The sequence below is a fragment of the Blastococcus atacamensis genome (genome assembly GCF_002938425.1).
GTDB lineage: Bacteria > Actinomycetota > Actinomycetes > Mycobacteriales > Geodermatophilaceae > Blastococcus > Blastococcus atacamensis.
Genome location: NZ_POQU01000114.1, coordinates 1 through 9,867 on the forward strand (window position 1 = coordinate 1; position 9,867 = coordinate 9,867).

General features: G+C 74.7%; 10 protein-coding genes. 8 read left to right on the top strand and 2 right to left on the bottom strand.

Annotated elements, in window-relative coordinates:
• The first annotated feature begins 100 nt into the window (after positions 1-100).
• Genes C5508_RS18040 through C5508_RS18050 form a run of 3 tightly spaced genes read left to right on the top strand, consistent with a single transcriptional unit; the run spans position 101 to position 3,179 of the window.
• The gene (locus C5508_RS18040) at positions 101-730 is read left to right on the top strand and encodes a cyclodeaminase/cyclohydrolase family protein (RefSeq protein WP_104526309.1); all 630 of its coding nucleotides are present in this window, start codon (positions 101-103) and stop codon (positions 728-730) included.
• Positions 727-1,689 carry a dihydropteroate synthase gene (gene folP / locus C5508_RS18045; protein WP_104526310.1) on the top strand — a complete coding sequence of 321 codons (963 nt, stop codon included), beginning with the start codon at positions 727-729 and terminating at the stop codon, positions 1,687-1,689. The genes C5508_RS18040 and folP overlap by 4 nt, the downstream gene beginning before the upstream one ends.
• Positions 1,686-3,179 carry an aldehyde dehydrogenase family protein gene (locus tag C5508_RS18050; protein ID WP_104526311.1) on the top strand — a complete coding sequence of 498 codons (1,494 nt, stop codon included), beginning with the start codon at positions 1,686-1,688 and terminating at the stop codon, positions 3,177-3,179. Before folP ends, C5508_RS18050 begins: the two co-directional genes overlap by 4 nt.
• Positions 3,180-3,228: 49 nt before the next feature.
• Here C5508_RS18050 and C5508_RS18055 read toward each other — a convergent pair whose 3' ends face one another.
• Positions 3,229-3,822 carry a 5-formyltetrahydrofolate cyclo-ligase gene (locus C5508_RS18055; protein WP_104526312.1) on the bottom strand — a complete coding sequence of 198 codons (594 nt, stop codon included), beginning with the start codon at positions 3,820-3,822 and terminating at the stop codon, positions 3,229-3,231.
• 137 nt (positions 3,823-3,959) lie between these two features.
• On the opposite strand from C5508_RS18055, the gene C5508_RS18060 reads away from it, so the two are divergent.
• The gene (locus C5508_RS18060; RefSeq protein WP_104526313.1) at positions 3,960-4,826 is read left to right on the top strand and encodes a siderophore-interacting protein; all 867 of its coding nucleotides are present in this window, start codon (positions 3,960-3,962) and stop codon (positions 4,824-4,826) included.
• 22 nt (positions 4,827-4,848) lie between these two features.
• On the opposite strand, the gene C5508_RS18065 is transcribed toward C5508_RS18060, so the two are convergent.
• Positions 4,849-5,376, bottom strand: coding sequence for a helix-hairpin-helix domain-containing protein (locus C5508_RS18065; protein WP_104526314.1), 528 nt, complete (start codon positions 5,374-5,376; stop codon positions 4,849-4,851).
• Positions 5,377-5,581: 205 nt separating this feature from the next.
• Here C5508_RS18065 and C5508_RS18075 point away from each other — a divergent pair, with 205 nt between their 5' ends.
• From C5508_RS18075 to C5508_RS18090, 4 genes are all read left to right on the top strand, one after another.
• Entirely contained in the window at positions 5,582-6,736 is a 1,155-nt protein-coding gene (locus tag C5508_RS18075) for an SDR family NAD(P)-dependent oxidoreductase (protein ID WP_269801796.1), read from the top strand.
• Complete coding sequence (locus tag C5508_RS18080; protein ID WP_104526316.1) at positions 6,733-7,479, top strand: SDR family oxidoreductase; 747 nt, start codon at positions 6,733-6,735, stop codon at positions 7,477-7,479. The genes C5508_RS18075 and C5508_RS18080 overlap by 4 nt, the downstream gene beginning before the upstream one ends.
• 64 nt (positions 7,480-7,543) lie before the next feature.
• Positions 7,544-9,199, top strand: a complete 1,656-nt coding sequence (locus C5508_RS18085; RefSeq protein WP_104526317.1) for an AMP-binding protein — start codon at positions 7,544-7,546, stop codon at positions 9,197-9,199.
• Between the two features lie 25 nt (positions 9,200-9,224).
• Positions 9,225-9,698: a heme-degrading domain-containing protein gene (locus C5508_RS18090; RefSeq protein WP_104526318.1), complete on the top strand. Its 474-nt coding sequence runs from the start codon at positions 9,225-9,227 to the stop codon at positions 9,696-9,698.
• The last annotated feature ends 169 nt before the right edge of the window (positions 9,699-9,867 follow it).

Consider the following 9,867-nt stretch of genomic DNA (forward strand, 5'->3'; position numbering starts at 1 on the left):
GGCCACCCTCGTCGTGCACCAGCCGCCCGGCCCCGCCCTGCAGCCCGCCCGCTGATCCCGCCTCCCGAGCCCTGACCGACCCGACCCGCGAACCGGAGCCATGGACACCAACCCCGATCTGCCCCGTCAGACGATGGGCGACTTCCTCGGCGAGCTGGCCGCGCGCCTGTCCGCCCCCGGGGCCGGCGCGGCCGCGGCGATCGAGGCGGCCCTCGCCGCCTCGCTGGTCGCCATGGTCGGGCGGTTCACGACCGACGAGGAGCACGCGGAGCTGGTCGGCGGCGTCATCACCGCCGCGGACGACCACCGCGCCGCGGCGCTGGTGGCCGCGGCCGACGACGAGACGGCCTTCTCGGCCGTCGCCGAGGCGATGAAGCTGTCGCGGGACACCGACGACGAGCGGGCGTCCCGCCGGCAGGCGTTGACCGACGCCCAGCTCGCCGCCGCCCGCCCCCCGCAGGCGATCCTCGGGATCGCCACGGAGCTCGTGACGCTGGCCGAGCGGATCCTGCCCGTGGCCAACCGCAACCTGGTCAGCGACGTCGCCGCCGCGACCGCCGCCGCGCGCGCGGCCGCCACGACGGCCCTGCTGGCGGTGGAGACCAACCTCGTGGGGCTCGACGCCGAGGGCGCCGCCGAGGACCTCGCCGCGGCTGCCGGAACCGCCGACGAGGTGGCCCGCCGGGCCGACGCGGTCGAGGCCGCCGTGCGGAAGGCCATCCGCGGATGACCGGAGCCGCCACCGCGGTGCGGACCCCACCGGTGCTCCCCCGGGCCGACCGGTGCCTGGTCGTGGGCATCCTCAACGTCACCCCGGACTCCTTCTCCGACGGCGGCCGGTACGACTCGACCGACGCCGCGGTGGCGCACGGCCGCGCGATGGCCGCCGCGGGTGCCGACTCCGTCGACGTCGGGGGCGAGTCGACGCGTCCCGGCGCCGGTCGCGTCGACGTCGACGAGGAGCTCCGGCGGGTGGTGCCGGTCGTCGCCGAGCTCGCCGCCGCCGGCGTCGCGGTCAGCATCGACACGACCCAGGCACGGGTGGCCGAGGCGGCGCTGCGCGCCGGTGCCGTGCTGGTCAACGACGTCAGCGGTGGCCTCGCCGACCCCGACATGGCCCGGCTGGTGGCCGACGCCGGGGTGCCCTGGGTGCTGATGCACTGGCGGGGCCACAGCCGGGACATGTACGCCGCCGCCTCCTACCGCGACGTCGTCGGCGAGGTCCGCCGGGAACTCTGCGCCCGCGTGGACGCCGCGATGGCCGCCGGGGTGGCCGCCGACCGGCTGATCGTCGACCCGGGCCTGGGCTTCGCCAAGCAGCCCGAGCACGACCTCGCGCTGCTGGCCGGCCTGGCCGACGTCGTCTCGCTCGGCTTCCCGGTGCTGGTGGGCGCCTCGCGCAAGCGGTTCCTCGGCACGGTGCTCGCCGACGCCTCCGGCCGGGTCCCGGCCGCCGGGGAGCGCGACAGCGCCACGGTGGCCACCACGGTGCTGGCCGCGGGCGCCGGCGCCTGGGGAGTGCGGGTGCACGACGTGGCCGGGAGTGCCGACGCCGTGCGCGTCGTCGCCGCCGCCCGGGCACACCGGGCCATGGGCCCGACGGAGACTTCGGCGCACGCGGCGCCGGACGGGATGCCGCTGCGCGTCCCCCCAGCAACGGAACACACAGAGAGGTGGCGATCCGTATGACCAGCACGGTCAGCACGACGGCTCCGGTGACCACGGGGCTCTACATCGGCGGCGAGGCGAGGGCGGGAACGGACACGCTCGAGGTCGTCGACCCGGCCCGTCCCGGCGTCGTCGTCGGGCACGCCGCAGCGGCGACCCAGGCCGACGTGGCCGACGCCGTCGCGGCGGCCAAGGGCGCGTTCCCGGCGTGGGCGGCCCTGCCCGCGACCGAACGCGCGGCGCAGATGGCGGCCGCGATCGAGGGGCTCGCCGACGAGCGCGACGAGGATGCCCGCATCCTCTCCCTGGAGAACGGCAAGATCGTCCACGAGGCGTGGGTGGACGCCCTGGTGTTCGAGATCCGGTGGCAGCTCGCCCTCTCCCTCGCCGAGGAGGTCGACGCGACGAAGGTGCTCGCCCCCGCGCCGGGGATCCCGGTCGAGACCACCGTCGCGCACCAGCCGCTGGGCGTGGTGACGGTCATCGTGCCGTTCAACTGGCCGATCGCCATCCTGGGTGCCGCGCTCCCGCACGCGCTGCTGGCCGGCAACACCGCGATCGTGAAGCCGCCGCCGACGACCCCGCTGGCCACCACCCGCCTGGTGCAGCGGGTGGCCGAGAAGCTGCCCCCGGGCGTGCTCAACATCGTGACCGGCAAGGACACCGAGATGGCCGGCCTGATCGACAACGCCGACGTCGCCAAGGTCTGCTTCACCGGCAGCGTCGGCGGCGGCAAGCGGATGATGGAGATGGCCTCGCGCAACCTGACCCGCGTCACCCTGGAGCTGGGTGGGAACGACGCGGCGATCCTGCGCGAGGACGCGATCCTGGACGACGAGCACCTGGACCGGCTGTTCGCAGGCATCTTCGACACCACCGGCCAGATCTGCATGGCGGCCAAGCGGCTGTACGTGCACCGGTCGCGCATGGACGAGCTGGTGGCCGGCCTGTCCGCGCGGCTGGAGAAGGTCGTCCTCGGCCACGGGCTGGCCGAGGGCACCACGATGGGCCCGCTCCACCAGAGCGCCCAGAAGGCGTTCGTCTCCGAGATCATCGAGGAGGCGAAGGACGCGGGGGCGACGGTGCTGGAGTTCGGCGAGCTGCCCGACGGCGAGTTCGCCGAGGGCAACTTCCTGCGTCCGGCCATCGTCGTCGACCCCGACCCGTCGCTGCGGGTCGTCACCCAGGAGCAGTTCGGGCCGGTCATCCCGGTGCTCCCCTACGACGACGACTCCGACGCCGTCCGGCTGGCCAACGACACGTGGGGCGGCCTGTGCGGCTCGGTGTGGACCGCCGACACCGAGGCGGCCAACCGGATCGGCGGGCAGCTGGCCTGCGGCTACGTCTGGGTCAACGACCACGGCGCCACGCGGCTGGACCTGCGCGCGCCCTTCGGCGGCATGAAGCAGTCGGGCATGGGGCGCGAGCAGGGCATCGAGGGGATCCGGGCCTTCCAGGACACCCGCTCGATCGCGCACCTGGACGCCGCGGCCGCGGCGTCCGCGCACTGATCCGCCCGGACGGGCCGGCGGGGCACTCCCCGCCGGCCCGTCCGGCCCCTCAGGCCCGCGCCAGCTGCTCCCAGCCGCCCGACGGCGTCACGACGGCGTCCACCGGCCGGTCGTGCACCTCGCGGGGCAGCTCGTCGAGGCGTTCGTCGTCGAACACGACGGTGACGAGCACCGCGTCGGGGCGCGCGTAGGCCAGGGCGCGGTCGTAGTAGCCGCCGCCGCGGCCCAGCCGGATGCCGGACTCGTCCACCGCCAGGGCGGGCACGACGACGGTGTCGGCCGAGGAGAGGGCGGTGGCGCCCAGCCGCGGTCCGACCGGCTGGGACAGCCCGTACCGGCCGACCTCCAGCTCCCCGGTGTGCTCGGCCCAGTCCAGCACCCGGCCGCTGGACGGGATGACCGGCAGCAGGAGCCGGGCCCCGAGCTCCCGAAGCGCCTCGGGCAGCCGCCCGTGGCCGGGTTCCTCGGGGTCGGGGACGAACGCCGCCAGGGTTCCTCCCCGCCCGCCGAGCGAGCCGACGAGCGCCGCCGCCACCGCATCCGCCGCGGCGGCCCGCTCTGCCGCCGGACGCGCTCGGCGCCGGGACAGCAGGCGCTCGCGGAGCGCCGTCTTGGCGAGGGCCGGGTTCCCGGGATCGGTCACGACGGCAGCCTAGGGCGCGGCCGGCCCGGCGTCCCGGCGTCCGCGGACGGGCTCGGCCACCGGGCCCTGGAGTGCGGCGTTGTAGCGTCGTCCCCGGTAAGGGCACCCTCACCTGGGTCGCCGGAAACGGAGCAGGCATGACCGAGCCACGACCCACCGGTGACGGGCGACCCCCGCGCAAGCGCACGCCCCGCGTGGGTGAGGTGGTCCGCACCTCGCGGATCACGCCGCACATGATCCGCGTCGTCCTCGGCGGCGAGGGCCTCGCCGGCTTCCCCAGCGGCGAGCAGACCGACCGCTACGTCAAGCTGCTGTTCCCGCCGGTGGGCGCGACCTACGGCGTCCCCTACGACGTGGAGCGGATCCGCGCCGAGCTCCCCTCGGACCAGTGGCCGGTGACGCGCACCTACACCGTGCGCGCCTGGGATCCCGTGGCCGGTGAGCTGACGATCGACTTCGTCCACCACGGGGACGAGGGCCTGGCCGGCCCCTGGGCCGCCGGCGCGCGCCCGGGCGACCTCATCCAGTTCATGGGCCCGGGAGGCGGTTACTCCCCCCGCACCGACGCCGACTGGCACCTGCTCGCCGGCGACGAGGCCGCCTTCCCGGCGATCGCCGTCACGCTGGAGCAGCTGCCGCCGGGGGCGCGGGCCCTGGTGTTCGTCGAGGTGGCCGGTCCCGAGGAGGAGCACGCCGACGTCCTCGCCGCCCCGGGCGTGGAACTGCACTGGGTGCACCGGGGCCAAGGCATCCCGGGCGACGCCCTGGTCGCGGCGGTGTCGGCGGCCCCGCTGCCCTCCGGGCGGGGCCACGTCTTCGTCCACGGCGAGGCGTACGCGGTCCGGGCACTGCGCGGGCACCTGCGAGCGACCTGCGGCCTGGACCCCGAGTGGACCTCGATCTCCGGATACTGGCGCCGCGGGGACACCGAGGACCGCTGGCAGGCCACGAAGCGGGAGTGGAACGCCCGGATCGAGGCCGAGGAGGCCCCTGTCGGGTCCTGACCGGCGCTCTCCGACCCCGAGGTCAGCCCAGCAGCCGGCGGACGGTGGCGACCGGCTGGTGCAGCCACCAGCGGGCGACGCGCAGGCCGAGGTGCCACAGGTCGGCCCACTCCGGTGGCCGGGGCGTGACCGGCCGGGGCGCCGCCGGACGGGCGGGCTCCGCAGCCGGCTCGCGCACCTCGGGGTGCGGGGGCAGCAGCAGGTCCACCGGGGTGCGGCGTCGCGCGTCGCGCAGGGAGGCGAACGACGGGATCGACGGCGCCGCGGGCGACTCCTCGTCGTCGGCCTCCGGTACGGGACCGGCGGGCCGGACGGCCGGGAGGCGGACGGTTCGGCCGAGGGTGCCCACCGGCTCGGGTACGACGGCCCGGATGGCGGACACCATCCCGGCACCGAGGCCGGGGATCGCGGCCAGCTCGGCGCGGGTGAGTCCCGACAGATCGTCGACGGCGGTGATCCCCGCCCTGCTCAGCGCGGTGACCGCGCGGCCAGGCAGGCCGAGCTCGCGAACGGTCTGGGCGGGCACGGTCCCGGACGACTTGTTCGGCATGGCGCCCGACGCTAGTCGCCCGGGACCGGACGGGCCCGTCGCGGTCAGCGCACCAGGGTGCCCAGGTCCACCGGCAGCTGGATGCCGGTGACGCGCCGCGCCTCGTCGGAGGCCGGCCAGGCGACGGCGTTGGCGATGTCCTCCGGCTACGAACCGGGTCCGGCACGGCCTGCATGAGGATCGGCGCCAGCGTGGTGGCGAACTGCTGGGAGAGCTCGAACACCTCCCGGGGCGCCATGCCGGTGGCGACCCCGCCGCGGCCCCGGACAACCGCCGGGCGGTCCTCGACGCCGCCCGGAGGGTCATGGCCGCACGCGGCCACCGGGTTCCGCTGAACGCCATCGCACGGGAGGGGCGAGTGGGCCAGGGCGTCCTCTACCGGCACTTCCCCACCCGCCTGGACCTGGCGTTCGCCGTCTTCGAGGAGAACTCCGCCGAGCTCGAGCGCGCCGTGGAGCCGGCCGACGCCTGCCCCTGCCGTGACCGGCGGCGGAGCGGGCGGGGTCCTTCCGTACCGTGCCCGCATGCCCCTCGTCCCGCGCACGACGTCCGGTGTGGCCCGATGACCGCCCGGCGGGTCCTCGTCACCGGCGGCGCCTCCGGTCTCGGCGCGGCGCTGGCCGCCCTGTACGCCGGCCGCGGCGACCGCGTCCTGGTCACCGACGTCGCCGAGACCGCGACCGTTCCTGCCGGCGCGGTCTACTCCCGGCTGGACATCACCTCCGAGGCCGACTGGGGCACCGCGCTCGACCGCGTCCGCGCCGAGTTCGGCGGGCTCGACGTGCTGGTCAACAACGCGGGCATCGCCGCCGGCGGCCGGATCGACCGCCTCGGTGCCGAGCACTGGCGGCGGGTCCTGGACGTCAACGTGCTGGGCGCGGTCACCGGCTGCCGGACCTTCGTGCCGCTGTTCAAGGAGCAGGGCTCCGGGCACCTGGTGAACGTCGCCTCGGCGGCCGGCCTGGTGCACCCGCCGGCCATGACCTCCTACGACGCCGGCAAGGCCGCGGTGGTCGCGCTCTCGGAGAGCCTGCGCTGGGAGCTGGCCCCGTGGGGCCTGGACGTGTCGGTCGTGTGCCCGACCTTCTTCCGCACGAACCTGGCCGCCTCCCTCGGGGACGACGACCCGCTGATGAACACCGTCGCGACCCGCCTCATCGAGCGCTCGAAGCTCGGTGCCGACGAGATCGCCGACCGGGTGCTGCGCGCGGTGGACGCGAAGCGCTTCCTGGTCATGCCCGACCGCAACGCGAAGATCGCCTACTGGACCAAGCGGCTGGCGCACCCGCTGTACGAGCGGCAGATGCGCGGCATGGGCGCGCGCATCCACCGCGCCGAGCAGAGCGAGGGCCAGGCATGAGCACGGGCACCGTCCTGATCACCGGCGCCAGCGCGGGGCTCGGCGCCGAGATGGCGCGGCAGTTCGCCGCCCTCGGCTACGACCTGGCCCTGTGCGCCCGCCGCACCGACCGCCTCGACACCCTCGCCGAGGAGATCCGGACCGCGACCGGGCAGCGGGTGGAGACGGCGGCGCTCGACGTCACCGACGCCGAGGCGGTCCCCGCCGTCTTCGGCCGGTTCGCAGCGTCGTTCGGCACGATCGACCGGGTCGTCGTCAACGCCGGCCTCGGCAAGGGCGCCCCGCTGGGCACCGGACGCGCCGACGCCAACCGGGAGACGGCGATGACGAACTTCGTCGGGGCCCTGGCGCAGACCGAGGCCGCGCTGGAGATCTTCCGGCGCCAGCAGCGCGGGCACCTGGTGCTGATCTCGTCGATGTCGGCGCTGCGCGGGATGCGGAAGTCCATGACGGTCTACGCCGCGACCAAGGCCGGGGTCGCCTCGATCGCGGAGGGGCTGCGCTCCGAGCGGATCCGCGGGCTGGACGTGTCGGTGATCTACCCGGGCTACATCCGCTCGGAGATGAACGAGCACGTGTCGCAGAAGACGCGGTTCATGGTCGACACCCCGACCGGCGTGCGCAGCATGGTGGCCGGGATCGAGGCCCGCCGGGCCAAGGCGTACGTGCCGGCCTGGCCGTGGGTGCCCATCGGCTTCGCGATGCGCGCGCTGCCGCTGTCGGTCGTCCGGAAGCTGACCTGACCGGACCGGTCATGCTCCGTGCCAGGGGCTGCCGGCCGCGCGCGGAGGTCCCTAGGCTCTCCCCGTGACCGCCGCCGCGCTCCCCTCCTACGCCAACGGCCCCTCGACGGTGCCCCTGCTGGGCGACACCATCGGGGCGAACCTCGACCGGACCGTGGCGCGGGTCGGCGATGCCGAGGCGCTGGTGGAGTGCGCGACCGGCCGTCGCTGGAGCTACGCCGAGCTGGTCGCCGAGGTCGAGGCCTGCGCTCTCGGGTTGCACGCGCTCGGGGTCGGGAAGGGTGACCGGGTCGGCATCTGGGCGCCCAACTGCGCCGAGTGGGTGTTCGTCCAGTACGGGACGGCGAAGCTCGGTGCGGTCCTGGTGACCATCAACCCGGCCTATCGCACCTCCGAGCTGGCCTACGTGCTCGACCAGGCCGGCATCTCGGTGCTGGTGTCGGCGCCGGAGTTCCGGACCAGCGACTACCGGGCGTCGGTGGCCGAGGTGCGCGAAGACCGCCCCCGGCTGCGCGAGGTGGTGTTCCTCGGCTCCTCCGAGTGGGACCAGCTGATGGCCACCGGGCGGAACGCCGACCGGGAGCTGCTGGCCCGCCGGGAGGCCGAGCTCTCCGCGGACGACCCGATCAACATCCAGTACACCTCCGGCACGACCGGCTTCCCGAAAGGCGCCACGCTCACCCACCACAACCTGCTCAACAACGGGTTCTTCGTGGGCGAGGGCTGCGGCTACACCGAGGCCGACCGGATCTGCATCCCGGTGCCGTACTACCACTGCTTCGGCATGGGGATGGGCAACCTCGGCGCCACCTCGCATGGCGCGACGATGGTGATCCCGGCCCCCGGCTTCGATCCCGCGCTCACGCTGAAGGCAGTCCAGGACGAGCGGTGCACCTCGCTGTACGGCGTCCCCACCATGTTCATCGCCGAGCTGGCGCTGCCCGACTTCGCCGACTACGACCTCTCCAGCCTGCGCACCGGCATCATGGCCGGCTCCCCGTGCCCGGTGGAGGTCATGAAGCGGGTGGTCGACGAGATGGGCATGACCGAGGTGACCATCTGCTACGGCATGACCGAGACCTCGCCGGTGTCCACGCAGACCGGTGCCGACGACGACCTGGAGCGCCGGACCTCGACCGTCGGCCGGGTGCACCCGCACCTGGAGGTCAAGGTGGTCGACCCCGCCACCGGGCTGACCGTGCCCCGGGGGACGCCCGGCGAGTTCTGCACGCGGGGCTACTCGGTGATGCTGGGCTACTGGGAGGAGCCGGAGGGCACGGCGAAGGCCGTCGACGCGGCGCGGTGGATGCACACCGGCGATCTGGCCGTCATGGACGAGGCCGGGTACCTGAACATCGTCGGGCGGATCAAGGACATGGTCATCCGGGGCGGCGAGAACGTGTACCCCCGGGAGATCGAGGAGTTCCTCTACACCCACCCCGACGTCGTCGACGCGCAGGTGATCGGCGTGCCCGACGAGCGGTACGGCGAGGAGCTCATGGCGTGGGTGCGGCTGCGCGAGGGCGCGGCGCCGCTCACGGCCGAGGCGCTGCGCGAGTTCTGCTCGGGCAGGCTGGCCCACTACAAGGTGCCCCGGTACGTGAAGGTCGTCGAGGAGTTCCCGATGACGGTGACCGGCAAGGTGCGCAAGGTGGAGATGCGGCAGATCTCGGTCGAGGAGCTCGGGCTGGAGTCCGTCGCCGCGCACCGGTCCGCCTGACCGGGGCGCGTCCTAGGTTGGGTGCATGACCGATTCCTTCCCGACCGTCGCCGAGCTCGCCGCCGAGGAGGCGGAGCTGCAGTTCGACTCGTTCACCAACGACGACGCCTGGGAGCTGGGATCGGCGCTGGTCGCCGCCGCCCGCCGGAACTCCGCTCCGGTGGCCGTCGAGATCGCGCGCAACGGCCACCGGCTGTTCTCCGTCGCGCTGACCGGCGCGACTCCGGACAACGCCTCCTGGATCGAGCGGAAGTCGCGGGTGGTGCACCGGTTCGGGCACAGCTCGTTGTACGTGCGGCAGGCCAGCCGGGAACGCGGCACGACGTTCGAGGACGAGTTCGGGCTCGACCCGGCGCTGTACGCAGCGCACGGCGGGGCGTTTCCGCTGCTGGTGCGGGACGTCGGCCCGGTCGGCGTCGTCGTGGTCTCGGGCCTTCCCCAGCTCGACGACCACCGGATGGTGGTCGAGGCACTCCGCACGCGGCGTGCCGGCGGCTGATCCCACCACCGGGGGGAGATCGGTCAGCCCGCGCCGAGGTCGCGGGCGATCCCCGCGGCCGCCTCGGCCAGCCGGGCCGTCCAGAGCGGGAGCCGGTCCGCGGAGTACCGCACCGACGGCGCGGCCAGCGACAGCGCAGCACCCTCCCACCTGTCTCTAATACAAATCT

Coding starts and splice junctions, on each gene's coding strand:
- C5508_RS18040 (WP_104526309.1), top strand. CDS start 101: ATGGACACCAACCCCGATCTGCCCCGTCAGACGATGGGCGACTTCCTC.
- folP (WP_104526310.1), top strand. CDS start 727: ATGACCGGAGCCGCCACCGCGGTGCGGACCCCACCGGTGCTCCCCCGG.
- C5508_RS18050 (WP_104526311.1), top strand. CDS start 1,686: ATGACCAGCACGGTCAGCACGACGGCTCCGGTGACCACGGGGCTCTAC.
- C5508_RS18060 (WP_104526313.1), top strand. CDS start 3,960: ATGACCGAGCCACGACCCACCGGTGACGGGCGACCCCCGCGCAAGCGC.
- C5508_RS18065 (WP_104526314.1), bottom strand. CDS start 5,376: ATGCCGAACAAGTCGTCCGGGACCGTGCCCGCCCAGACCGTTCGCGAG.
- C5508_RS18080 (WP_104526316.1), top strand. CDS start 6,733: ATGAGCACGGGCACCGTCCTGATCACCGGCGCCAGCGCGGGGCTCGGC.
- C5508_RS18090 (WP_104526318.1), top strand. CDS start 9,225: ATGACCGATTCCTTCCCGACCGTCGCCGAGCTCGCCGCCGAGGAGGCG.